The following is a 26,084-nucleotide window of genomic DNA, read 5'->3' as shown; positions in this document are numbered from 1 at the left end:
CACGAACTAGAGGGGGAGCGGTATACATATGGCGAGTACCAACGATCTCAACGTGCAGGTGTCGGCGATCCTGAACCAGGCGTCGTCCCTGAAGAACATAAATGAAGCGATCAAATCGCTGGAGAAGAGCTCGGCGCTTCGGAAGCTGAGCCTGATCGTGAACGTGGAGAGCAACCTAACCGCGTTAAAGGACATTCAAAGTCAGCTGGATGCCTTGACGGGCAAAGCGAAAGAGGCGTCGGACTCGGCTTCGAAGTTTGCGGAGAACCTTTCGTCGTCGTTGAATTCTTTTTCTGGAGGTATAGCAGGACTGGGCGGAGAGGGATTGTTTGAGAAGCTGATTCCTAAAGATGGTTTATTGCATTCTCAAATCGAATCCCTGAAAAACAAAATAACTACGATGTCAGGTGCTGCAGGAGCGACCGCCTTAAAGTTAAACCTGCTTAGACTAGGGCTTATTGGCGTTCGAGTTGCCGCTGCTGCTCTTGAAGCCACGCTCTCGCTCGGTTTGTCGCTTGCTATCTCTTTTGTCGTCAGTGGAATCACCTCGTTGATCGAAAAGCACAAGCAACATAAAGAAGAGATGGAAGCCGAACGGCAGCGAATCGAGAAGCTGGCCCAGACGTGGACGAATCATAAAGATACGATTAAGCAATTGGTTAAGCAATATCAGGAGCTGAATACCGCTACCAAACATGGCACGACGTTTGCGGATAGCGAGCAGGCCGAGCGTTATCAGAAGACGATGAATCAGATCGCTGAGCTGCTGCCCAATCTGGTCGATCACATCGACGAGCAAGGCAACGCCCATCTGAAAAATGTAGAAGCTATTCAGCAAGAACTCAGCTATACGGAAAAGTTGGCCGCGTTGACGGAAAAGGTTAACAATGAAAAAACGGTCGGCCAGAAAGCATCTATCTTTAAAGACGATCTGTCCAAAATTTCAGGTAATCAAAGCGAGATTGATTCAAAAAGGAAAAAAGTCGAATCCGGGTATGCCGATGGTTATGCGAAACGAAGTGATGACAAGCTCTCCGCTGCCGAAATTGCACAGCTTAATCTAGACATCTTGAATCTCGAACAAAGCAGCGCCGAAGCGGCCGCCAATATCAAAAATAACATGGCGGATATTGTTGAGAGCACGCTGGAGCTTAACGGCATTAAAGTGGATGAAACAGTGACAGAGAACGTTCAAAACCTACTCGCCGGCTTCAATCTGGAAGGTTTGAACAAGAACGAGATCCGAACTAAAACAACGGAAATAGCGAATGCTATTAAGCAAATGTACAGTTCGGATATAGGGGCGGAAACGTTCTCGAGGGCAGCAACCCAGCTTCAAAGATCGCTTCAATTGACCGATGATCAACTGATGGCCTATATCGATCAGATCCAATACGGTACATCGTCAACGTTGGATCTGAATGCCGAGTCGGCCAAGATCGCAGCTACATTCAGCCAAACCAAGCAGGAGCTAGAGCCACTGAATCAGGCGATGGCAACCATGCAAAATGGACAAACATTAAGTAAACAAGCAGTCGACGAGTTGATCAAACAGTACCCCGAATTGCTTTCCCACATTCAGCGGACAGCCGACGGCTGGACGATCGAGACCTCTGCTCTGGAGGATCTGCGCAAAGAAAAGCTGCTAAAAGCAATTGAAGATGCCAAGAATGAAAAGCTGTCGACGGATGCTGCGATCGACAATGCCAAGCAGCGTATTAAGGCTTATCAATTGGAACAGCAAGCTTTGAGGGAAGGCGGGTCCAGTAAGGATCAAGGACCTGTTAAAAAAAAAGAAGCGCCTAAACCGGGGTCCCCTGATTTCAAGTTGTACGATCCCGATCAAGTCTCATTTAATCTTAAAAACTATAATGAAACGGCTTATACTGCCGATCGCGCTAAATATCTAAACGAAGAAATATTAAAAGAGCAAGCGGAGCAAGCTCGTCGAGAAAAAATGGCAAAGGAACAGGACGAGCATTTAAATTTCTACTATAACCAGTTAGATTCAATGGAGACTGGCAGTGGTGGTAGCGGTGGAGGTGGATCAGGCGGCAGTGGGGCGTCAGATCCCAAACCCGTACTCGATGACGCCATAATGAGCCTCGACATTACTAAGGAAGAAGTCAAGGAACTAAACGCGCTCTTCGATGCACGAAACAAAAATATCGAAGCTTTGGATCGCCAGATCAAGGCAGCCGAGAAAGCGCAGGATTACGGAAAAACGCTTGATTTTACGACGAAAAAGCTGGAAGCTCAAAAGAATGCTGTAGCTGCGCTTGAAGCGGCTCAAGTCACTCTGAATAAAAAGGCGACCAATCTGCGTGCGAATAACTCCAAATTCGACACCTCGGATTGGTTCGACGCGGACGGAGAGGCGTCTGTGGGCTTCAAGCGTGATCTAAATGAATTCGCGACGAAGTCGCAAGCCGTTCACGAAGACAAGAAGCTTACAGTCGAGCAGAAAAATACGGCTATTGAGGCCCTTGAGGAGCAACAGCAGGCAGCGCAAAACTTGTTCGACCAACTCTACGCAGTGAAGCAGGGATGGTCTGCGAATGCGGCAGAGATCCTCAATTTTAAGAGTTCTATTGAAGAGACCCAAGAGGCGTTGAGTAAGCTAAAACTTGAGAACACGAACACCTACCTCGACAAGCAACGCAAAGGGTTCGAAGCGCTGGACGACCAATTTGACGCCGGACAGAAGACACTGCAGCTGTACGAGAAGGGAACGGCTGCGTACAATGCGCAGCAGGAAAAGCAAAATACGCTGTTGCAAAGCAAAGTCAACTTTGTACAGAGCGAGTTCGACTGGGCTGAAAAAAGGCTGAAGCAGGGCGGTCTGGAAGAAGGACAGATCGCGGCCGTGAACGAATATCTGACCGAACAAAAGGCGAAGCTCCTGGACCTGCAAGTCGCGCAGAAGCAGGCGGCAGACAGCTGGGCGGCCGATGTCAAAAAGGCTGCCGAGGATGCGCTGAGCGTTGTGGAAGAGCACTACAAGCGTCAAGGAGAGGCCGCAGTAAAGGCACTCGAAAAAGAAATGGACGCTTATAAGGAGATTATCGGTCTCCAGAAACAAGCCTTCAACCGTGAAAATAAAACGGAAGACTTCGAGTCCTCGCGAGACAAGCTGCAAAAAGAGGCACAGGAGCTTCAGAATCGTCTGAATAAATATTCCCTTGATTCTTCGATTGAAGGGAAAGCGAAGCAGGCTGAAATCCGCAAGCAGCTGGCGGACAAAAACGAAGAGATTGCCGAGCTTGAGCAAGATCGTTCGCGTACATTGCGGGAAGAAAATTTCGACGATCTGCTGGCCAATAAAGAAAAGGAGATCAATGCCGCCAAGGAGGCAGCGGATCAGAAATGGCAGACTGAGCTTGCACAGGATTCCCAATATCGCGCTCTGAAAGAAGCCATCCTAAACAACAGCATCACCAACATGGAGTCCGCGCTGCAGGGGTTTTCCGCTAATGCACAGACCTACATGAATGCGATCGGCAGCAGCATCGATATAAATATCGCTCAGAAGCTGGACGAAATTCAGAAAGTCAAAGCGGTGTTGAACGGCATCAATATGCTGGGCACCAACCCATCGACGACCTTCGCTGCAAATGACATGAATGCAGTTGCTTCAGGCACGGGAGCGTCTGCGAAGCAGACGGACTACGAGCGGTACTTGAAGCTAAAGCATGAAGCGGAGCAGATCGGCACGTCGAAAGCGATTAAAGACGGTTCCTACTATCAGTCATTGACTCAGGAAGCCGAAGCGCTAAGAAAGAGATGGGGCTTTGCGAACCTCAGCTACGATGAGGCCAAAAACATCACCTATTTTCACGACGGCGGCGAAGTCGGCGAGCCCAAAACGACGCAAATTTCCTGGGTGCAGAAGGCGTTGAAGTCCGACGAAGTGATGGGTATTCTTCGCAATTCGGAGGTCGTGCTGAACAAACCGATCCAGTTCATCAACGATATCGCCAACCGCATCATCGGCAGTCTCTCGCCGGCTATATCTACGGTCTCCGTGCCGGTGGCGGGGAATACGAACTTCAGCTTCACGATCTCAGGCAATACGTTCGAGGGCGGGGAAGCGGGGGCGCAATCGTTCATGGATTTAATCGAACGCAAGATTCGAACCAAGCAGCGCTGAGGACCCGCCGGGTCCTCTTTTTCTATCCTTAAGGAGGTGTGCGAATTTGTCCATTCGTTCGAGCGAATATGTAATGTACAATGGCCGTTCGTCGGCCGAATTTAATCTGGTCAATGTGAACCTGAACACAGGCTTGCAGTCCGAGCCGCTCGTCGGACGCCGAACGCTTCGCAGCGACAAAGTCAGGGGCAACGATCGTCCCTACTTCATGGGCTTCGACAAGGAGCCCCTTAAGTTCCCGATCACCTTGGCGTTTATGGACGCGTGGAATGAAGAGCGGATTCGGGAGGCGGTGCGATGGCTTTATTCCCCTCAATATCACGCGCCTCTCGTGTTCTCCGACGATCCGGACCGCATTTTCTACGGCTTGTTCGTCGAGGACAACGAGCTTGTCCACGACTGCGCGCGGAGCGGCTATATGACGCTCCTCTTCGAATGCGCGGACCCCTATTCCTATACGCCGGTGTATGAGGAACTGCACGATCTCTCGGCCAATCCGGCTGCGGGGACGAGCATCGCGTTCAATAACTTCGGGGACGAGGAATGCCTGCCGATCGTGACGATCGAGAAGGTCGGCGCCGGCGATGTGACCATCATAAACCAGTCGAACGGCGGTGCTGAGACGACGCTGACCGATCTTGTGGATGGAGAGATTGTCACGATGGACGGCGAGTCCAGGGATATTGAATCCAGTCTTATCGAGACTTATCGCTACGGGAATTTGGTCGGGGATTACTTGAGGCTGCCCGTGTACTACAACTATTTACTCGTCAAGGGCAAGTGCAGGCTTAAGCTGAAGTATCAGCTCAAACGAAATCAGTAGGAGGTGACCGCATCATGATACTGGATATTGAAGACTATCCCGAGCTGGTCAAACCGAGGCTTTATATCGCCAGGCCGGACCGGACGATCGTCGGCGAGCTGACGGAGGCCTATGGAGTTACGAGGACGATTCAGCTCGGCGCGATCCCGACAATCGACTTCAGGCTGCCGCATCGCGTGCACAAGCGGAGCCGGCTCATTCCGAACCCGAACATCGAACACGCCAGAAACCGATATTTGATCAAATTCGTGCAGGGCGTAACGGAGGAATGGTATCTGATCCGCACGCCGTCGAGCAGCATGGACGAGAGCTCGGATTACAAATCGATCGAAGCCTACGGACTGGCCTTCGAGCTGGCAGACAAGACGATTCGCCGGTACAGCGCCGTCAGCCATTCGGCTTCGCAGGTGCTGCAGGATGCGCTCGGCCCGACGATCTGGTCGTTAGGCTATGTGGATGCAGCGTTTGACTTGATGTACCGCTCGTTCGACTACAGCGGCAATGTGCTTGACTTCGTCACGCAGATTGCCAATACGTTCGGTGCTCTAATCGACTACGACTCCGTGCAACGCAAGGTGAATCTGTATAAGTTCGACAATTACGGCCGGAACAAGGGACTGGAGGTCAGCTACGGCAGTCTGCTGAAGCATGCGACGGTCACCGAGAATTCGGACGAGTTCTACACCCGTTTCAGTGCGGCCGGGGCGGAAGGCATCGACATTACGGGCCAGACGATCACCGGGCAAAACTATATCGAGGATTACAGTTTCTTTATGTATCCGTTCGAGCGGGACGAGAGCCGTGCGGTTATCCGACACAGCGACTATATGAGCGATGCTTTGTGCCATGCGCTGCTCGATTACACGAAGGTGCTTAAAGCGAACGAAGGGACGTATCAGGGATATTTAGCTGAGCTGTCGGGCTTGCAGGAGATCGTTGATGACAAAACGAGCGTGCTGAGGGATTTGCAGGTCCAGTTGGAGACCATCGAGGATTCGCTGTCGGTGGCCAATGCAGCACAAGCACCGACCGGCTCATTGATCCAGCAGAAGTCGGCCAAACAGGCGGATATTGCGAGCCAGCAGCTGCTCGTCGATGCGGCTCAGGCGAATCTTGAGTCCATGGAGGCGTTGATCGCGGAGCTACAGGATGGGCTGGCATTGACCACGCACTTCAGCCCCGAACTGCTGACCGAGTGGAACACGTATATTATCGAGGGTTACTACGAGAACAGCAATGTTACGGACGACAAGCAGCTGATGGAGCTGCTTGTCGACGAGTTTGAACAGTACAAACAGCCGAAAATCGTGGCCGAGATCGGCATCGTTAATCTGCTGGAATGCGTCACTGAGAGCAAAAAGTGGGACAAGCTCAATCTGGGCGACATCATCACAATTCGCCACACGCGAATCGGCATCGATGTGCAGGCCAAGATGAACCAGATGACATTCGACTATGAGAATGGCGATATCAGCCTTACGATCAGCAACGTCAAAGATCTGACCTCCCGCTTCATGAAGGACTACAATCGCAACAACCTGACTTCTTCCAATGTCATCAGCAACAGCTATAAATGGAATGCCGCCGCTGTCGACGTGAACGAAGTTCAGAGCGTGCTCGACGGCGTCTGGGATGCGACCAAGCGGGAGATCACGGCCAGCAACAACGAAACGGTGGAGATCGGCCGCCAGGGCATCTGGCTAAAGGATATTAGCGACCCGATGAAGATCGTCGTTCTCCAGCATGGCAAGATCGGGCTGAGCGGCGACGGGGGCAATACGTGGTCGACAGCGATCGATGCCTCGGGCGTCTATGCGCAGCGGCTGGTGGGGCAGATCATTGCGGGTGTGAACTTGCTTATTACAAACGACGCAGGAACAGTCGAGATAAATTCGAACGGTGCGATTTTTACTGATATAGATCTTACCGTTACCCTTTCTGATGAAAAGACAAGAGTCAAAATCAATGGCTCGGATGGAATCATGATTCAAAAGAAGAATCACATGAATGGCATGTGGGATAATCAGTTTTACGTCAACACAGAAGGTGATGCGGAGTTTGGCGGAACTTTAGCTATTGGATCGGGCAGCAATGTGGTTAAAGCTAAAGGCGATAAGGGTTTCTGGGTGGGGTCAACTCAATTCGAGAATGCGCCATTCCATGTCGATCTAAATGGCGTCGCTACGATGACCAAGGCTAATATCACTGGTGGATCCCTGAACATTGGTACGGGATTTCAAGTTAATGAATCTGGCGTTAACATTCAGGGTAATGTGAGGGCCAATGCTGTTGCAGCCAATACGACAATACAAGCCCCCGAAATTATCGGAGGCTCCATGAAGGTTGGTTCAGGAGAAGAGACCATTATTATGGACGACTCTGGGTTTTACGCCGGTGCATCTGAGAAGGAAAGCGCTAAAACCAAAATCGACATGGATGGAAAATTGACCACTACAGACATTGATATTAAAGGCGGATCTATCGATGTCGAATCAGACGTCAAAGTTGGAAATATGATTCGCTTTCAAGGGGAAGGCGACAAGGGCCTCATCTTTGATGGATCAGCCAACATTGTGATGCATGAGAATTCTGGTATGGATATTCAAGCCAATACTTATATTAATCTAGAAGCTGGACTTGTTAATATTAGTGCTAATAACGGAATGCTACTCAATAATAAGCCTATAGCCGATCAAGAATGGGTAATTCAATATGTTCTGCAAAATGGATCAGGATCTGTTAAATGGGAGTGACTATTCTAGATTTTATATTAATTTTAAACTTGTGAAGCGATTCGAGATCAGACTTTTTCAAGAATTGTAGCCAAAAAGATTCTGAATAGTATGAAGTGCTGGATTCTAAATCATAGAAATAGTTTATGTCGCGCTTTGTTGGATATTTGGTTCCGTTGTAATTCATAAATACATCAGAGCCACTTGTTGAAGAGGCAATTATTATATCATAAGTGTTCTTAAGATATGCACCTACTTCAGTAGAGCTATACCATACATCGGAGCTCCCTACTGTCGCAGTAGCAGTTCCCGAACTCAAGCTCTTACTATTACTCACAATGCTGATAGTATTTCCACTAATGCTCACTTGACCTCCTATAGCTTCACCTGCCTTCCTCAAAGGAAGATACGTTGAGTTGTTGTAGGAGATAGGTTGAGCATCAAGGGCTTTACCATTGACCTGAATCTTTAGATCGCCACGGATGGATGCCTTAATCATCTGAACAGCAGATGCACCATATGCAGAGCTAGCTGTAGCAAAGATTGCGCCTGCAAGGAATATGGATACGTATTTGATGGATTGTTTCATAATTCTCCTCCTATGTATAAACGCATACGGTGACTTATTTTGTCGCAAGTATTATTTTACCATATGTCCGTTTTATAAGTCCTACCATAATGCTTTATTAAATGAAGAAAGAATTTTAATAGTGCCGTGTTTATTAAGATATAACCAAGACATAGAATGCGGAAAATCCTTAAGCTTAAGCTTAAACTTTTTAGAAGTAAAATTAGAAAAGAAAGGGAAGGTGGATTCCCTAAATTCAAGCAGAACATTGCTCGGGAACTAGTTAAACAGTATGGTCTCACAGATTCTAAAGCACACGAAGTTGCATTCTCTTCGTATACTCACGATCTATCCATGATGACATCTCATGCATATGGGCTCAGATTATTTCGCTGAAGTACTGAATAGTGAGAAGTGGAATAAAGACAGAACCGATCAACTTTCGAGATGGGAAGAGTTATTGGAGGTTAGGAATAAGTCTAATGCATAATAACCGCATTTCTGTATCTATTCGTGAACGTCCACCATTACAAGGGAAAGATGCTGAACGATTCATTAAGAGATCGAAGCAAAATGAAGAGAATAGAAAGTTGTCGTTTCGAGAATTGATGGCCAAGTTTGAGGTTGAGAAACATGATTTCTACCAAAGGATAAGGGAACAAAATGAGCAACCGATTAGACCAGTAGAAGACAAAGTACTTAAACTAAAGCACAAGGATTTAGTTTGCATCCAGATCAACTACAACGATGACACAGAAAAGATTATTTACGTGGATTGGGCTGGAGATAACGACTATCATAACCCAAATCAAAAGTGTTATGTCTCGAAGGAAAAGGAATATTTTTACATGGTCATTGGTGAGGGAAAAGAGATAGTAAACATTTTTGGTCCATTTGAGACTTTAGAGCACATCATGGAATGAGGTGAAAGTATTAAACAAAAGTTTACAGAACAGTGGAGTTGGTATAATATATCACCTGCATTTGTTCGCGGTGCAGCAGTTGACTCCAAAAACAACTTAGTTTTAGTTTATAATCAAATATCTAGTCAAAGTGTCTCGATTGCTAAAGTTGATCCTTCTGGAAACATTTTATGGGCAAATAATCTATTAAGTGATTGCTGGAGTTGTGCAATTGACTTAAACGACAACATTTTTGCATATTCACGACCTGGCGGCGGCGCGACAAATTCATTCTTCTATAAATTTTCCGAGGATGGTGAAATCATATGGAAGAAAGCCGCCTTGTACCCGAGTGGAGTGGCAACAGATCAATTTGGCAATTATCATCTTATCAGTGGAGATAAACACCAAAAGTTTGATTCAAATGATAATCTTATTTGGTCTATTCCACGTACAAGCACAGGAGCTATCACACGAGCAAAGTGCGATCATCTTGGAAATATTTACGCAAACTATGAAGGTTTAAAAAAAATAAGCCCCACAGGCACTATTGAGTGGAATGTTACGAGAAGAATTTCAAATTATCTTGCAGTTGATTCCTTGGGAAATGTAATAACTATAACAAGGAATGTAAGTGGTTATGTAACTAAGTATGATGCTAATGGAACGATGATATGGGAAAAGTCGGTTTTTTCTCCTTATTGGATTGATGTTGATAGAAGTAATAATATTTTTTATACAGCTACTTCTTCATCTCTTTCCCCAAAGTCATTAATTAAATATGACACAAATGGGAATGAAATTTGGGCGAATTCAAATAATATTGACCAGGCGGCTCATTTAGCAGTCGATAATTATAATAACGTATATTTTGGGGATACTGGTTTTGGCACATTTCAAAAAATAAGCAATAATAACACTCTAATTTATAGTCTTTATTATCCTATATCTCCTAGCAGATTTAAAACAGACATAAATAATAATTTGTATATTTATGGAATATCAGGAATTGCAAAAATCAATAATAACAATGGGCAAATCATTTGGCTAACAAGAACTGAGGGAACAATTTCAAATATCGCAATTGATTCCAATGAAAATGTATTTGTAATAACTTCAAATAATATTAATTTGTATAAGTATGATCCAAATGGTAACAAGCTTTGGTCGACAGGATATAAAGAATCTAGTATTGCTATAGATTCTGAAAACAATATTTATTCAACTAGTGCGAGTAGTACTCTTTGGACACTTATCAAATATAGTAACTCTGACGGTAGTACTATATTCTTAAACAGTTATTTCGGAGAAATAGAAAGTACATATATGGGTTCAATCGTAATAGATAGCAACGATAATATCTATATTTATGGTAAAAAACCAAGCACTAATCGTCCTTTTCTAGCTAAAATGAATAAAAACGGACAAGTACTAAAAGAAGTTGATTTGTCTAATGTTGATAGCTTTCTGACTGTGCAATTATTATCTATTAAATTCGATAGCTTTACGAATACAATAATACTTAATACTAGAAACTGGTCTACTCTATCAAATAGACTTTATAAATTTAATACCGATCTTGATAGTGTTTGGTCAAAATCCTTAACAGTTACTCCAAATATAATAGATACAGATAAGAATGGTAATATATATTTGATGCAAAGCAATATTAATCCGTATATATTTCAAACAAGGGACATAAACGGGAATGTAATATTCACACCGAATGCTCTTACATCAGCTACTAATGTTTTATTCAGTTCGTCCTATGCCTATGTTAGTAGTAATCAATTAAAATCTTTTATCAAATATAATTTAACTGATCTCCCTAGGCCCTCCAATTTCGAATGGGACATACCGAAGGTACAGGGTGAGAATATTCATGTAACAAAAGCTGAATGGGATAAATTTATTTCAAGGATAGATGCCTTTAGAGAATATTTGGAAATGATTAATACGAGTACATCAGCAATAACGGTGGGAGAAAGGCTTAAAGCGAATACTTACAGACAGGCTGTATGGGCATTACGCGATATGGGTTATGGGTGGTCGTTGGAATTAGTTGTTGGAACAAGCGAAGTCTCTAATTTGCAAAACGCAACTAGTATTAAAGCCAGCCATTTTAACCAATTACGAGATGAGTTAAATAGCATTCCATGAGCCAACTATTTAGCTGGTTCTTTTATTTTTTAGGAGGTTTTTCATGAGTTTAGATAGTCAACCAATCATTTATCAGCTACGAGCAGGAACTGCTGAAGATCCATATGTGTCATACAATGGTTCTTAGAAAGTAACGAAGGCATTGTGATCCTACTTGAACTTCCTGTTCGCTTGAACAAAGTGCAAATTACAGGTTATACAGAGATTCAAAGTGGTAGTCCTACAGCGACTCAATACATTGTAGATTACAACACTGGCATTGTCAGGTTTAACAGTGCTGCTAATGGCAATAGCGTATCTGTAATTTTTAAAGGTGGTGGGTTAGCCAATATTCCAGTTGCCCGTATTTTTTGTTAACGGAGACATTATTCAGAAGCTTTCGGATATTATCGAAGGTGCAAATTCATCTGTAACAGTAACAAACGTTACATCAGCAAATAGTGACATTGTAATTACCAACCCAACTACTACACCAACCTTAACTCTAAATAGCGGTGTAGGAGCTAATAAAATTCTGAAGCTTGATTCGAATGGTCAATTGACTGCTGACGCTATTAAAGACGGCATAACAAACAAAGCCTACACAGCCACAGATAAAACTAAAGTAGATCAAACAAATCTGAAGCATCAAATTTTATAGTGAAACAATTCGATGATATATCGGGATTCGTTTAATAGCATTCTATGAACCAATTTTTGTATTGGTTTATTTTTTATTTTAGGAGGTTTTTTTATGAGTTTAGAAAGCCAACCAATAATTTATCAACTGCGAGCAGGTACATCCGACGATCCATACGTTTCATATAACAACTCGCCGCACAAAGTAGTAAACGGAGTGGTTATTCTTCAAGAGTTGCCAGTTAGGATGAACAAAGTTCAGATTAATGGATATTCTGAAATAATTTCAGGAATACCTTCGAATCTCCAATATATGGTGGATTATAATACTGGAATCATTAAGTTTAATCAAAATGCTGAAGGTGCCAATGTAACAGTAACTTATAGGGGGCGAGGGCTAGCTTCCTTGCCAGCAAATCGAATATATACCCAGGCGATTAATGGAAATGTCATTGAAACTTTAGAAGACGTTATAATTCGTGGTACTTCCGAGAATCCAGGTGGAGGCACTGACATTGTTACAAGCGTAACTTCAACCAACTCTGATATCTCTGTAACTAATCCTTCTAGCACACCTCAACTTACTTTAAACAGTGGTGTAGGAGCCAACAAGATTCTTAAACTTGATTCAAATGGCCAAGTTACTGCGGACATTCTTAAAGATGGCACATCCAATAAGGTATACACAGCAAATGATAAAACTAAAGTTGGTCAAATTGGAACACTGTCCAGCCTGCAAACTACAGCCAAAACAGATCTTGTTTCAGCCGTCAACGAACTTTTTACGTCTGCCAGTAATGGTAAATCGGCAATTGCCACTGCTATTACTGGCAAAGGAGTAGCAGCAAGCAGCAGCGATTCATTTAATTCGCTGGCTACCAAGATTGGTTCAATAGCAGGAGAGGGAAGTGAGGGCACTGGTGGAACGGCTTTGCCTGAGCAAGTCCTCCAAGATCAGACTTTTACGAATGACTTTGGATTACAGACCGGGACTATGATTGATCGGTTGCATGCTCCGGATAAAAGCCCAAATGGGTGGTATGCCCAAGAAGGTGCGCTTGAGGTTTATCCTCAAGAAGGTTTCTATAAGCAAGACTACAATAACGAAGAGCACGCGTATGTTTTGCTCGCTGACGAAAATTTTAAGGCAGAAAATATCAAAAAAGATATCGAAATTTTCGGACTTCTTGGAACCTATGAAAGTTCGGACGTGCCGCAAGGTGGAGGTCAGTTTGGTGGGGGATACGGAACTGCTATTCCAGTGCAAGGGGACAAGCCTACCGATATTAAGTTTACTTTAACATTTGAGAATCTACCATTTAGCCCTAAATATATGCTAATTCAATGCCCTTGGTTGAGTGCAAGGGGAATCGAAAGTCCTGATGACTATATAAGAATCGGAGGCTATAAGTATATTTATAAAGCTTATTGGAATGACACCTTTTATGAAGATGGTCCGCTCGAAGGAAATAGTTATATAAATGAGCGAGAATTTAGCGTAAACGTGCAAATTAATAATATAACATTTAATGAAAATACGATCACTATGGATATTTACTATCGCGAAGCCTTTGACATTTGTTCATTCTCCGATGTGAGCGGTGTTGAGTATTTTTATTATAAAATGTGGGCTTAAAGTTACTATCTCAACTTTCGCAGCATGAAATCGGCAAACAAGCCCTGATGTAACTGGGCAAACTGGCAATCCATTGCTGGAGTTGACGCTGAATCAAAGCCCCCAGCTTCTTTCCTGCTTTCGTGGCGATTTCGCTGATCAGATCAAGCAGTTGTTGCAAGGCGACTGTCCAATCCAGCGTGCCGACTTCGTCGCACAGCACATAAAACAAACCGCCGAACGTGCGTGCATCTGTACTCTGTCGATGCTGCCAAGCCAGTAGCAGGTAACGCGAAAAGACAATTGTGGTGTGGCTGATCAGCAAATCATAAGAGCGGCCTTGGAATTCCTTTTGCAAACGTAGCAGTGACTTGGTGCATTTGAAGAAGACCTCGATGTCCCAGCGGATCGCGTAAATTCGGATGACGTCCTCTACACAGAGCGCTAGGTCTGTCGTTAGAACGGCGAGCCAATCATTCTTCTTCGAGCGGTTGCGAACGAATACCACATGCACTGGCGTGCCGCAAGCCAGCACCGTTCGGATCGAGCGGAGAATGCTGCGTTTCTTGCTCGCTACAGGCGTGGCGACTGAGTAAAGCTCTTTAAGCGACAACTTCTGGCCTTGCATAAGGAATCGTTTGTTGTCGTTCTTGACCATGCCAATCACATCAAGTCCACGGGAGACGATTTCGCGAATGAGCGGCGCATGCGTGAACCAACTGTCCATCAAGACATAAGAGGCGGTTGCTCCGGCCGCCAAGACGCGGTCCAGCATGGACGCAACGACTTGCGGAGCCGACAGAAGCGCTTCCTGCCGACGCTTGTAGCCGTGCGACCGTTTGTCGACGGACTCATTCATGCCGGTGATCGCCGACTTGCTTGAACTGAGCAATGCAAAATCCACGGGTAAGAACGTGTGGCCGTCCGACCACCCCATCGTTAGCATGCGGAAACCTTTGTAGTACGCACCTGTCGCATGATCTTTGAACCGGGCGAGCAACTCAACGGCTTTGCTGCGATTGCGTTCGAACATCGAATCGTCGACGATGAAGACGGCATCCCGATCCGCAGACGTCAGCGCGTCCACCTTCTTTACGGTGGCGACACTAAGCGAGGTCAAAAACCGGCGCCATGCAAGGCCGGTATGATTGAGAAAGCGATAAACCGCATCTTTGCCGGGCATGGAATCATCTTTGCGGCTCTCCAGCAGACGAAACCAGTTTTTCTGATGAAACAACAGAACGAAGACGAGTTGAAACAATTGGGCGCAGCTAAAGCCAAAGCGTTTGCGAAATCCAGCTTGCTGTAAATGCTGCATGACTTTCAATTCTTGAAACGTCGGTTTTAGTTCGTTAGGCAGTTGATTCAAATTGGAGGGTTGGGCTATCATAAGGGTAGACACCTCTTCGGTTGAAGTGATTGCTCGACACTCTCACTTTATCAAACGGAGCGGTGTTTTTCTATTTACAAGCCCAATACCTGATCGCCTCGCGAGCTTACAACGACCTGCACTTAAGATGATTTTTGCTCTGCGAAAGTTGAGTTACTATTTTAAAAACAGAGATAACTGGCTAAGATCATCTTTTAAATAGAAACAATCTTTGGGGTGAGATTATGAGTATCGAATACCGTCCGTCTACGATAACAAAATATCGCGCAGGAACGCTTGAAGATCCATATATTCCGATCACGGAATCAAAAAAGATCATTAATAGCCAGGTTCTTTTATCGGAAATTCCAGTACGAAGAAATCGAGTCATCATCGCTGATTATATTGAAGTTCAAGAGGTCCCTGCAAGCGGTTTGCAAGGATCTCTTTTTTGTGTGGACTATAATGAAGGAATCATTACATTTTCTCCACCACAGGAAGGCAAAACAGTTAGTGTTTCGTATAAAGGAAGAGGCGTCCATTACATTGCGGCCGAGCGGGTATGGACGAATCAGCAAAATGGAAATGTGCTTCAAACGCTAGGTGAGCTAATCGATAGCAGCCAGGAGGCTCTTCATGCCATTGACTCGCTTTCGGATATGCTGACTGAAGCAGATCAAGCAATTCAAGAACTAAACGGAGTGAGCGAAATTGCAGGGGTCGCTGAAAGCAATCGAGCAACCGCTGAGGTAATCAGAAATACGGCGGAAAACATTCGGTCGTCTGCAGAAACAAGCAGACAAGCGGCTGAAGTTACACGGTCAACGGCAGAGACGACTAGAGCTTCTGAGGAGAATAACCGGATCATTGCAGAGTCCGGACGAAAAAATTCGGAGACCTCCCGACAGTCAAGTGAAACTACCCGGCAAACTGCTGAAGCTTCCAGGCAGGCATCGGAAACACAACGCGTAACGGCAGAGACTGGTCGCAAAAACGTCGAATCAGAGCGAGTTGCTGCTGAAAGTGCAAGAGTACTGGCTGAGTCCGACAGGGTTAACGCTGAAGTGGTACGACAGTCTCAGGAAGCAACCCGGAATGTCGATACTTCTGCCGCAATTACAGGCGCGAACATGGCGAGGGACTTGGCGAACAACGCGGCAGCGACTGCCAATACCGCTGCTGGTAACGCAGACTTAAAAGCATCATACGCCCAAACACAAGGCGACTATGCCAAGGCTGCTGGGAATAACCTTGTACATAAGGGAGACTATAGCTCAGGTTCCGCATATATGGCGCGGAACCTTGTTTATTTTCAAGGCGCCACTTATATGTGTATTTTGGATTCAACTGGCAATCAGCCTACGAACATCGCTTATTTTAAAAAGGTTACGAATCAAAGATGGCTTGGGACGTATAGTACGAACGTGACATATAATTTCGGAGACGTAGTCGTCGATGCTATTTATCAGAACGTCTATCAATGCGTTAAAGATTCGACGGTTAATGCGGCGCTTAATAACGCTTCAAACTGGGCATTGCTCATCAGCGTAGATTCATTGGTTAGTCGTACGAACGCTGCAATTGAGACGGTCAATTCCGCAGCAACGCAGGCATTGACGGCAACAACTGAAGCGAATACCGCCAGAGACGGCGCAATCGCTGCTGCGGGCCATGCCAACGAGCAGGCCAGCCTGGCCGAAACGGCTGCAATCCAGGCAACTGGAAATGCCTCTTACGCTCAAACACAAGGCGATTACGCAAAAGCTCAAGGGAATTATGCAAAGTCGATTGGAGACTCTGTTGTTTACAAAGGCTCTTATAATTCCACGACTGCTTATGTACGGAACAACAGCGTTGAATACAACGGCTCAAGCTACACTTGCATCGCTTCGTCAACCGGTAACCTTCCGACAAATGCCGATTACTGGGTCATGAGCGCCAGGAAAGGTGCGGACGGCACGAGCAGCATGGTTGAGGTAAAGTCGACAAGTGGAGACCTGCTCGTCTCGAATCTCACGACCTCTGCTGACATTAGTCTTAATCCTGCGATCAAGTCGAAAATTGACGGGATCTCTTCGAATGCTAAAAACGTTGCTAGCTCGGCAACTAATGGCAACATCAAGATTGATAATAGCGAGGTAAACGTTTATTCGCATCCTACGGGTGATGGTAATCTGCATGTACCTGCAACCGGTACTACGAATAACGGTAAATACCTCAAAGCAGGATCTACGGCAGGAAGTTTCTCCTGGTCTGCTGTTAATCCGAGCGATATTGTGCTTGATAGTGGAAATCGGTTCGTCACTGATGCGGAGAAAAGCAGTTGGAATGCTATTGCTTCAATGATCTACGCCGGAACGGCAGCTCCCGTGTATCCTTCTGCCGGTATGGTATGGATTGACTTGAGCTAACCTTCTGCACAATGACACTCAAGGAGGCATTTTTAAATATGGCAACAGCAAAAATCAAGATGAATACAGGAACACCATCACAACCGATTTGGGAAGAAGTTGATTTAGGCGGAGGAAAAGGAGAAGGTATAGATTCACATAAAGAGGGGAATGACACGCATTCTTGGGGATTTGCTTCACATGCTGAGGGGAATGCGACTGTAGCTGGTATAGGTGGATCTACTGCTGAAATTCTACAATATCTTGATGGGGGAAGTAACTTCGGTTTGTCTGTATCGAACGCAGGGTTTGTAGTAAACTCTGGTGAAACTTTGACATATAGCTACTGGGGATTTATTAGTCCTGACGATCTTCTGGGTCGTAAAATGGTTGGGAGCGGCATTATCGATTCTTTTCAGGCTACTGGTGGCGTTTTATCAATTTGGCTAAATACTTGGCCTACTGCATACTCATTTGATACAGATAAAAGCTTACAAAACAAATATAACGCCAGCATAGGAACTTATTCTTCACATGCAGAGGGTTCAATGACACAAGCATTAGGAAATACCTCGCATTCTGAAGGATGGTTTACAGTTGCCTCAGGTGATAATTCTCACTCTGAAGGTAAGCGAACTGAAGCTCTAAGCAAAGACTCTCATACCGAAGGTCAATTTACTAGAGTGAATGTTACAGGAACGGATATTGAAGGAAATAATTTATATAGAAATGTTGATTTAGATATTTTTAGTTATGATGAGATGTTGCCTTGGGCCGGACATGCCGAAGGATATGACACACTTGTAACTGGTGCTGCTGGTCATGCCGAGGGTATTCACACATTAGCTAGTAATATTGCAGCACATGCTGAAGGCATAAGTTCTGAGGCAAGCGGATGGGGGGCGCATGCCGAAGGCAATACTACTATTTCGAGCGGTGATGGAGCGCATGCCGAAGGCAATCGTACAATAGCAAGTGGAGGTTATTCACATTCTGAAGGGGATTTTACTGTTGCTTCTGGTTATAACTCTCACGCGGAAGGTGAGTATACTACTGCCTCTGGCAACAATTCTCACGCCGAAGGAAAAGGCGCAACTGCTTCTGGAGGCAATGCACACGCAGAAGGATATCAAACTAAGGCATCTGGAGAATCTTCGCATGCTGAGGGAAGACAAACGTCTGCTGTAACTAATTTTTCACACGCTGAAGGACAATACACATCGGCTTTGTCATCTGAAGTTTCTTTGTCCATCACATCCTTTGACGCAACGAATAAAAAGATAACATTGGATACTTCATTTTTTAACACATCGACCTCTTTACTTAATACATTAGTTGCTGGCGATGTCCTATATATTAAAGTTGATGGAGGAGTAGATTTAAAAGTAACACTAGTTTCTAGGACTACAAATGTGCTAGCTATTGATACAACTCCCCAAGAAACTTGGAGATTTGCTTCAAAAATTTCTGGCACTAACGTACCTCCTTATCCAGTTCACGCAGAAGGGTATAGCACAATGGCAAGTGGACCTGGTTCACATGCAGAAGGATATTACACTGGCGCCACAGATTTTGGCTCTCATTCTGAAGGCTTTTACACAAAATCAATGGGACAGGGCTCGCATTCCGAAGGCTCAAATACAATAGCTTCAGGGCTCTCATCTCATTCAGAAGGTCAAAGTACTAAAGCCTCTGGTCCCAACTCTCACGCTGAAGGCTTTACTACTCAGGCAACAGGGGCAGTATCCCACGCCGAAGGCAATAGCACAATCGCTTCTGGCGAAGCTTCTCATGCTGAAGGAGCATATACTACTGCTTCTGGTTCTAGTTCACATGCAGAAGGAACGAGTACGAAGGCAAGCGGAACAAACTCACACGCTGAAGGTAGAGCAAGCGCAGCAGTACAACAATACTCACACGCAGAAGGAGATGGTACAGTTGCGGGAGCATCAATTGCTCCAATTTATGCCTTCAACAAGACTGCAAAAACGATCTCTACCACGTTTGCTTCTTCTTTTAATCTAGGAGATATTATTTATATTTACAGCTATGTAAGTTCATCTCAAACTCCGAATATCGTTTCGGCCAGTGTTGTGTCGAAATCTGGGGATGTCATTACTTTAAGTGGTGATCCGACTGGTGGAGCGTCAGTAACAGTAGTTTCTTTTGCAACAAAATATGCAGTATATAATGCTAACTCAACTGGTTCACATGCCGAAGGTGTAGGAACTACTGCGTGGGCAAACGGTTCGCACGCTGAGGGATTATACACTAGATCAACAGATTATGGGTCGCACTCAGAAGGAATTCTTACCGTTGCAAGTTCGATGGGGGCACACGCTGAAGGACATGGCACAAAAGTAAGCCCAAGTTTCACCAATTTAACTCCAACCATTAATACTGATTTGCTAGGTACCTCCTCTATTACAACCGTTGTTGGCCATGCTGAAGGGTATGATACGCTTGTAACTGGTGCTGGCGGTCATGCGGAAGGAATAAGTACGACAGCATCAGGCATAGGTTCACATGCGGAGGGAGGTTCTACAATTGCAAGCGGAACTTATTCGCACTCAGAAGGATTAAATACAACGGCTAGTAACTATGCTTCACATGTAATGGGAAGATACAATAAGTTGCTTACTGGTTCTGCGACAGCTTATAGCTCATCTTCTGATGCTTTTGTCATTGGCAATGGCACATCCACAAGTGCGCTTGGCAATGCATTCCGTGTCACTTTTGCAGGTGCAACTTACGGCCTTTCGGCATTTAATTCTACTGGTGCTGACTACGGCGAATTCTTTGAATGGCTTGACGGTAATCCAAATGGAGACGATAGAACTGGGCTTTTTGTAACTCTTGATGGGGACAAGATTCGTTTGGCAAGCTCTAGTGATGATTTTATTTTAGGCATCGTTTCAGCCAACCCTTCTGTTATTGGTGATAGTCATGACGATTGGCAAGGCAAGTACCTTCGTGATGAATGGGGGAGAATTCAATACCATGAAGTAGCTGTACCTGCCATGACTCTTGACGAAAATGGTGTAGATATTCAAGACGGAGAACATTTCGAGCTTAATCCAATTTACAATCCAGAATGGGATTCTAGCCTAGAATACGTGGGAAGAGAAAACCGTAAAGAATGGGCTGTTATTGGTATGATGGGTAAATTGCGGGTTCGTGATGATGGAACTTGTGTTGTGAATGGTCTTTGTAAACCTAACGACCAGGGTATTGCATCTTCGAGCACAAGCGGATACAAAGTCATGAAACGCGTTACTAATAACATCGTGATGATTCTTATAAAATAATCATACCGTGCATTTTTCCGAGCACGACACAGCCCCGCCTCGGCGGGGCTTATTCTATTGCAAAGGCGGTGCGCCGCAATGAACGAAGATATTGACCAGGTCGCCAAGCTGGCGCAACTGGCCGAGAAGTACGGTGTCGCGCTGATCTTCGCGCTGATCTTCCTCGTGACGATGCTGTATGTGATGCGCCTTGTCGTGACAGGCAGACTTGTACCGCGGTCACTGTTCGATAAAGTCGAGCAGGATAAGGACGAGCTGCTCTCCGCGCTCTTCGAGCAGGAGGAGACGTATCGGGCGCTGGCCGGCGCGGTTAAAAACATAAAGAAGGATGATCCGGGAGAAAGGGGCGCATGACGGCATGTTGAATTGGATAGTGCGAATGTCCCCTTGGTACCGGGATAAACGGAAGCAGCTTGTAAGGGCATCCATGAAAACGCAGGATGCGCTTATTCAATACCGATCGGCGTCGCGCCAGCTGCAGCAAGAAATTCGGCGCAACAATTTTGCCAAGTATCTGATCTACGAGAAAGGGGAGTAACCTATGCAAGATTGGAACGGTCCCGCGTTGTTTACAGCCTGCATAGTGAGCGCCGGCAGCGCCGTCTATTTGCTGCTTGCCCACCGCATATATGTAATGGAACGTTTCCGCAGGGGGATCGTCAGCGCGTTTATGCTGGCAATGCTCCTTTTTCTTTTATCTGAAGTCGCCCATGCCTCAACGATTTTGTGGCTTCTACAGGAAGATAAGCTGGGGCGTATGCAGAGCCTGCTGTGCCTCATAGCTGCGCTCGGCACGACGCTCGGTCTAGGCATACTTTCTTATTTAACTTACACGCGCAAATACGACCTTTGGATCCGTTTTAAACGCATTAGCCGAAAGGAGAAAGAAGTCCTATGACCACCGATGCGCTTTTTACATGGAACGCATTGGGTACGTTGACCGGTGCTGCGTTGTTCACGTTTCTCGTCGTGCAGTACACGAAGTCGCTCGTCGACCGGTGGCTGCCCGGCTTGCCGACCGACGTGTACGCGATTTTAGTCGGCTGGGCCATCCTTGCGCTTGCGCAAGTTGCATCGGGCGCTTCGCCGGTGGATTGGCGTCTTTATCTGTTGTCCGGAGCAAACGGTCTGCTCGTCGCGCTCGCTGCAGGCCAGATGCATAACAAGGTGGTCAGCGAGCTTGGCGCTGGGGAGCCCGAGCCCAACAACAAGTCGATTCCTTCTTAAGAGAAAGCTCGTCAATCTCGTCCGCATATTTGGTCAAGTCCCCTCATAGGAATGAAGCATGGACTAACCAATCGAAGAGGGGTTGATGTGATGCTTCGCAAGCTGCCGTGGATCGCGGCTGCCCTGGTGCTCGTCGCGACGTTGCTGTCGGGATGCGGCGCGGGCAAGAACGCCGATTCGGTCGTGAAGGATCTGACCAAGTTGTCGGACAAGATGGACAGCTACCAAGGAAGCGGCGTCATGACGCTGCATACCGGGCAGCAGCCGCAGGCTTACAAGGTCGAAGTATGGTACCAAAAGCCTAACTATTACCGCGTCGCGCTGACGAGCGCCAGCCGCGACGTGACGCAGATCGTGCTCCGCAACGACGACGGCGTGTTTGTCCTGACGCCGAGCCTCAATAAGAGCTACCGTTTCCAGAGCGACTGGCCGGACAACCAAGGCCAAGTGTACCTGCTGCAAACGCTCCTGCACAGCATCACCGTCGACAACTCGCGCCAGTTCGCGGCAGAGAAGGACTCTTACGTTTTCAACGTGATGGCCGGCAATTATCAGAACGGCTCGTTCGCCCGCCAGAAGATCTGGCTCGACAAGAGCGACTACTCGCCGCAGCTCGTCGAGGTGACGGACACGAATTCGAACGTGCTGGTGGACGTGAAGTTCGACAGCTTCGAGTTCGGCAAAAAGTTCGACAAGTCCGCGTTCGACATGCAGCAGAACCTCGCGACGCCGAAGGGCGATGCCAGCACGACCGGCGCGCTGCCGATCGACGGCGCTTCGCCGGACGCGACCGGCACGGCCGGCACGGCCGCAGACCCGGCAACTGCCGATCCGGCAACTGCCGATCCGGCAGACGGCACGGACGGCAAAACCGCCGAGCCGGCCGTCGAGATGGCGGCGATCGAGCCCGATCCGCTCATGCTGCCGCAAGGCGTGACGCAAGTGGAAGCGCCTTTCGACGTGCAGCTCGGCGACGGGGCGCAAGGCGTCATGCTGCGCTACAGCGGCACTTACGATTTCTCGATCGTCGAATCGCAGTCCAAGGACCGCGCCGTCTCGGCGCTGGCGCAAACCAAGGCGCTCGACCTCGGCTTCACCGTCGGCTTCCTGACCGAAGACGACACCAGATCGCTGGCATGGACGTACGACGGCGTGGATTACCGCCTGACGACTGTCGATCTGCCGAACGAGGAGATGGTTCGCGTCGCCCAGGCGCTCGTCGACCAATCCGGCAAGTAATCCCTTCTCTCATGAATTTCTCATTTACAGCCAAAAGCCGGTCCCATGACCGGCTTTTTGGCATCCGAGAGACGGATAGCCAAGCTTTGGCTGACGGTCTTGCGTTGACAGTACGGTCTGCGCCCGGTAACATTACCTTATTAGGAAGCAAACTGTTTTCTGGCAAAAGTAGGTGACGTACGTGGAAGGGTATTACAGGCCGACGGCTGCCGTGATCTCGCTTGACGCGCTTCGCGCCAACGTGACCGCGTTCAAGTCGCGCCTTGCGCCGGGTACGAGGCTGCTCGCCTCGGTCAAGGCCAACGCATATGGCCACGGCGCGGTTTGGTCCGCGCGAACGGCTGCAGAGGCCGGCGCGGATTATCTGGGCGTCGCCTTTTTGGACGAAGCGCTGCAGCTGCGCGACGGGGGCATCGATACGCCCGTGCTCGTGCTGGGACTCACGCCGTCCGACGCTTTTCCGATCGCTCGCGAGCGCGGCATTGCCGTGACGTTGTATCGCGAGGATCAACTCGATGCGATCGAACGAATGCCCGTAGAAGGGGCGAAGCTCGTCGCTCATGTCAAAGTTGACTCCGGCATGGGCAGACTCGGCGTTCTGCCGGGGGCTGCCGCCGAGCGCTTTCTGGAGCGGGCCTGCAAGCTGCCGCAGTTGGCGGTCCAAGGCATGTACACGCACTACGCGCGAGCGGACGAGAACGACAAGAGCTACACGATGATGCAGGCCGAGCGCTTCGCTTCGGTCGTCGATTATGTCCGGCAGGCGGGCCTGCCGCTCGAGATCGTGCATGCGGGCAATACCGCCGCCGGCATCGATCTGCCGCCTCAGGTCGGCGGCATGCTGCGGCTCGGCATCGGCATGTATGGCCTGTATCCGAGCGGCGAGGTCCGGCACGACGAGCTTCCGCTCGCGCCGGTCATGTCGCTGCGTACGCGGCTCGCCCATGTCAAGACGCTCGCCGCGGGCGAAGGCATCAGCTACGGCACGAGGTACTTCACCGAGAAGCGCGAGTCGATCGGCACGCTGCCGATCGGCTATGCCGACGGCTTCAGCCGGATGCTGTCCGGCCGGGCCGAGGTGCTCGCGAGAGGGCGCCGGCATCCCGTAGTAGGCTCGATTTGCATGGACCAGTGCATGGTGCGTCTGGACGAAGTGTCTTCCGGAGACGAGTCTCCTTGGATGGCCGACGAGGAAGTCGTGTTGTTCGGCCGTCAAGGCGATGCGCTGCTGCCGGTCGAGGAGCTCGCCGACAAGCTGGGCACGATTAATTACGAGATTACTTGCATGGTTGCGGCCCGCGTGCCGAGAGTGTACGTCAGCGACGGCAAGATCGTCGGCGTGACGAACCCGCTGCTGCGGCAGTAGCAAGCGGGGGAGCAATTCGACAATTTTGATGCCGTCAAGCAGGAATGACACGCGGACGGCGCGAATGGTATGATATTCGTATATTTCTTTTCAGGTAACGAGATACTGGGAATTATTGCAGGATGGATATTTTTTGGGGGTGCGTGTTCGGTGGCCAATTTGCACAATACGAAGCGGATTATGATCAGTCTGCCCGATCATCTGCTGCGCGAGGTGGACTATGTCGCGGCGAACGAGAATTCCAATCGCAGCGAAGTCGTCCGTCAGGCGATGAAGCAGTATCTGGTCGACAGAAAGAAACGACTGATCCGCGACGCGATGCAGCGGGGATACCTGGAGATGGCCAAGATTAACCTGAACATGGCATCCGAAGCGTTCCATGCCGAGGAAGACGCAGAGAGCACGCTCGGACGGCTCGTGAGCGGGGTGTAGCGATTGATCGTCAAACGCGGGGATGTGTTCTACGCGGACCTGTCGCCTGTCGTCGGGTCCGAGCAGGGCGGCGTGCGCCCTGTGCTCGTCATTCAGAACGATATCGGCAACCGGTTCAGTCCGACGGTTATCGTAGCGGCGATTACGGCGCAGATTCAAAAGGCGAAGCTTCCGACGCATGTGGAGATCGAGGCGAAGGAGCACGGAATGGAGCGCGATTCGGTCGTGCTGCTCGAGCAGATCCGGACGATCGACAAGCAGCGTCTCACGGACAAGATCACGCATTTGGATGAGGAAATGATGAGAAAAGTAGACGAGGCGCTGCTTATTAGCGTCGGTCTGATCGATTTTTAAGAGCGGTTCCTTCATAGGGAAGGAGCCGTTCTTTTTTTGCATAAAATATACCACATTTTCGACAAACGTTTGCTTGCTTCACCCGGGTCCTGTGCTGCATAATAGAGATAATGCGGTGAAGCACTAAAGCTTTTTTTGGCGTGGAGGGATTATGAGTACCTACGAGCTAGATGCAAGGATGCGCATATTGCTGGCTGCCAAGCGGCTTTTCGCACGGCAGGGCTTTGAAGGGACGACGGTTCGGGCGCTAGGCCTCGAGGCGGATACGAATCCCGCGCTCGTGTCCTATTATTTTCAAGGCAAGGACAAGCTTTTTGAGGCGTTGATGGACGAATTTTTTCCCATCGAGCTCGTTCGGGAGACGATTGCCGCGCCGATGGAGCCGGTCGCAGGCCTTAAGGTCGTCATCCGCGAGATCGTCAAGTTTCAATTGGAGGACCCAGACCTCATTCGCGTTATTCAGAACGAGATCGGCAACGAGACGTGCAGGCGAGACTTCATCCGGGCGTATCTGATGCCGATCTGGGAGAAGATTCGCTCCCTGCTCGCAGAGGGCAAGCGTCGCGGCGTTTTTCATTACCGTTCGCTCGACAGCGCATTCCTCTATCTGTGGGGAGGCATTACGTACAGGCGCGAATTCAGCTTTTTCGACCCGGTGCTGCTGGAGCCCATACCCGATTCGGAGCGGCTGTGCGAGGATATGACGGCTTTTGTGCTCGCCGCGCTGCGCTGCCCGGACATGGACAAGCCTTCGGTGGCGCTATAATGCGAGTCTTGTGGACGCTTCCTGACGGAGGCGTCTTTTGTTATGATGGAAAAAGACTTGACCAG

General features: G+C 47.8%; 21 protein-coding genes. 19 read left to right on the top strand and 2 right to left on the bottom strand.

Translation table 11 applies throughout. The features are described from left to right. Window positions 1–28 precede the first annotated feature (28 nt). The 3 genes from KB449_RS20750 to KB449_RS20740 are packed head-to-tail and all read left to right on the top strand — an operon-like array spanning window position 29 to window position 7,726. Window positions 29–4,150: a hypothetical protein gene (locus KB449_RS20750; RefSeq protein WP_282910179.1), complete on the top strand. Its 4,122-nt coding sequence runs from the start codon at window positions 29–31 to the stop codon at window positions 4,148–4,150. 46 nt (window positions 4,151–4,196) lie between these two features. Further along, window positions 4,197–4,973, top strand: coding sequence for a distal tail protein Dit (locus tag KB449_RS20745; protein ID WP_282910178.1), 777 nt, complete (start codon window positions 4,197–4,199; stop codon window positions 4,971–4,973). Between the two features lie 14 nt (window positions 4,974–4,987). Then, entirely contained in the window at window positions 4,988–7,726 is a 2,739-nt protein-coding gene (locus tag KB449_RS20740) for a phage tail spike protein (RefSeq protein WP_282910177.1), read from the top strand. Here KB449_RS20740 and KB449_RS20735 read toward each other — a convergent pair. After that, complete coding sequence (locus tag KB449_RS20735) at window positions 7,713–8,294, bottom strand: stalk domain-containing protein (protein WP_282910176.1); 582 nt, start codon at window positions 8,292–8,294, stop codon at window positions 7,713–7,715. The genes KB449_RS20740 and KB449_RS20735 overlap by 14 nt on opposite strands. 461 nt (window positions 8,295–8,755) lie before the next feature. Between KB449_RS20735 and KB449_RS20730 the strand changes: the two genes are divergently transcribed. From KB449_RS20730 to KB449_RS20715, 5 genes are all read left to right on the top strand, one after another. Beyond that, window positions 8,756–9,196 (top strand): hypothetical protein, encoded by a 441-nt coding sequence (locus KB449_RS20730; RefSeq protein WP_282910175.1) that lies wholly within the window; start codon window positions 8,756–8,758, stop codon window positions 9,194–9,196. A gap of 321 nt (window positions 9,197–9,517) precedes the next feature. Continuing rightward, window positions 9,518–11,335 carry an NHL repeat-containing protein gene (locus tag KB449_RS20725; protein ID WP_282910174.1) on the top strand — a complete coding sequence of 606 codons (1,818 nt, stop codon included), beginning with the start codon at window positions 9,518–9,520 and terminating at the stop codon, window positions 11,333–11,335. A gap of 144 nt (window positions 11,336–11,479) precedes the next feature. Further along, window positions 11,480–11,692, top strand: coding sequence for a hypothetical protein (locus KB449_RS36755; RefSeq protein WP_488192480.1), 213 nt, complete (start codon window positions 11,480–11,482; stop codon window positions 11,690–11,692). Then, window positions 11,673–11,975 carry a hypothetical protein gene (locus KB449_RS20720; RefSeq protein WP_282910173.1) on the top strand — a complete coding sequence of 101 codons (303 nt, stop codon included), beginning with the start codon at window positions 11,673–11,675 and terminating at the stop codon, window positions 11,973–11,975. The genes KB449_RS36755 and KB449_RS20720 overlap by 20 nt, the downstream gene beginning before the upstream one ends. Window positions 11,976–12,068: 93 nt before the next feature. After that, entirely contained in the window at window positions 12,069–13,589 is a 1,521-nt protein-coding gene (locus tag KB449_RS20715; protein WP_282910172.1) for a hypothetical protein, read from the top strand. Between the two features lie 10 nt (window positions 13,590–13,599). On the opposite strand, the gene KB449_RS20710 is transcribed toward KB449_RS20715, so the two are convergent. After that, window positions 13,600–14,958 (bottom strand): IS4 family transposase, encoded by a 1,359-nt coding sequence (locus KB449_RS20710; protein WP_282906693.1) that lies wholly within the window; start codon window positions 14,956–14,958, stop codon window positions 13,600–13,602. A 224-nt stretch (window positions 14,959–15,182) separates the two neighbouring features. On the opposite strand from KB449_RS20710, the gene KB449_RS20705 reads away from it, so the two are divergent. The 11 genes from KB449_RS20705 (at window position 15,183) to KB449_RS20655 (ending at window position 26,019) form a co-directional block, all read left to right on the top strand. Beyond that, window positions 15,183–17,348 carry a hypothetical protein gene (locus KB449_RS20705; RefSeq protein ID WP_282910171.1) on the top strand — a complete coding sequence of 722 codons (2,166 nt, stop codon included), beginning with the start codon at window positions 15,183–15,185 and terminating at the stop codon, window positions 17,346–17,348. Between the two features lie 38 nt (window positions 17,349–17,386). After that, a complete protein-coding gene (locus tag KB449_RS20700) occupies window positions 17,387–20,635 on the top strand; it encodes a peptidase G2 autoproteolytic cleavage domain-containing protein (protein ID WP_282910170.1) in 3,249 nt (1,082 codons plus the stop codon). A gap of 78 nt (window positions 20,636–20,713) precedes the next feature. Continuing rightward, on the top strand, window positions 20,714–20,989 hold the full coding sequence (locus KB449_RS20695) for a hypothetical protein (protein ID WP_282910169.1): 276 nt from the start codon (window positions 20,714–20,716) through the stop codon (window positions 20,987–20,989). A gap of 4 nt (window positions 20,990–20,993) precedes the next feature. After that, window positions 20,994–21,173, top strand: coding sequence for a hypothetical protein (locus KB449_RS20690; RefSeq protein ID WP_282910168.1), 180 nt, complete (start codon window positions 20,994–20,996; stop codon window positions 21,171–21,173). A 3-nt stretch (window positions 21,174–21,176) separates the two neighbouring features. Beyond that, window positions 21,177–21,533 carry a hypothetical protein gene (locus KB449_RS20685; protein ID WP_282910167.1) on the top strand — a complete coding sequence of 119 codons (357 nt, stop codon included), beginning with the start codon at window positions 21,177–21,179 and terminating at the stop codon, window positions 21,531–21,533. Continuing rightward, entirely contained in the window at window positions 21,530–21,862 is a 333-nt protein-coding gene (locus KB449_RS20680) for a hypothetical protein (RefSeq protein ID WP_282910166.1), read from the top strand. The genes KB449_RS20685 and KB449_RS20680 overlap by 4 nt, the downstream gene beginning before the upstream one ends. A gap of 90 nt (window positions 21,863–21,952) precedes the next feature. Further along, a complete protein-coding gene (locus KB449_RS20675) occupies window positions 21,953–23,101 on the top strand; it encodes a LolA family protein (RefSeq protein ID WP_282912877.1) in 1,149 nt (382 codons plus the stop codon). 181 nt (window positions 23,102–23,282) lie between these two features. Next, complete coding sequence (gene alr / locus KB449_RS20670) at window positions 23,283–24,467, top strand: alanine racemase (protein ID WP_282910165.1); 1,185 nt, start codon at window positions 23,283–23,285, stop codon at window positions 24,465–24,467. Between the two features lie 150 nt (window positions 24,468–24,617). Beyond that, window positions 24,618–24,899: a CopG family ribbon-helix-helix protein gene (locus tag KB449_RS20665; protein WP_090114402.1), complete on the top strand. Its 282-nt coding sequence runs from the start codon at window positions 24,618–24,620 to the stop codon at window positions 24,897–24,899. A 3-nt stretch (window positions 24,900–24,902) separates the two neighbouring features. Beyond that, window positions 24,903–25,253 carry a type II toxin-antitoxin system PemK/MazF family toxin gene (locus KB449_RS20660; RefSeq protein ID WP_090114400.1) on the top strand — a complete coding sequence of 117 codons (351 nt, stop codon included), beginning with the start codon at window positions 24,903–24,905 and terminating at the stop codon, window positions 25,251–25,253. Between the two features lie 178 nt (window positions 25,254–25,431). Then, on the top strand, window positions 25,432–26,019 hold the full coding sequence (locus tag KB449_RS20655; RefSeq protein ID WP_282910164.1) for a TetR/AcrR family transcriptional regulator: 588 nt from the start codon (window positions 25,432–25,434) through the stop codon (window positions 26,017–26,019). Window positions 26,020–26,084: the final 65 nt, after the last annotated feature.

The sequence above is a fragment of the Cohnella hashimotonis genome, from assembly GCF_030014955.1.
Classification (GTDB): Bacteria; Bacillota; Bacilli; order Paenibacillales; family Paenibacillaceae; genus Cohnella; species Cohnella hashimotonis.
The sequence above is the reverse complement of the archived record's forward strand: the minus strand, read 5'-3'. Positions and strand labels throughout refer to the sequence as shown.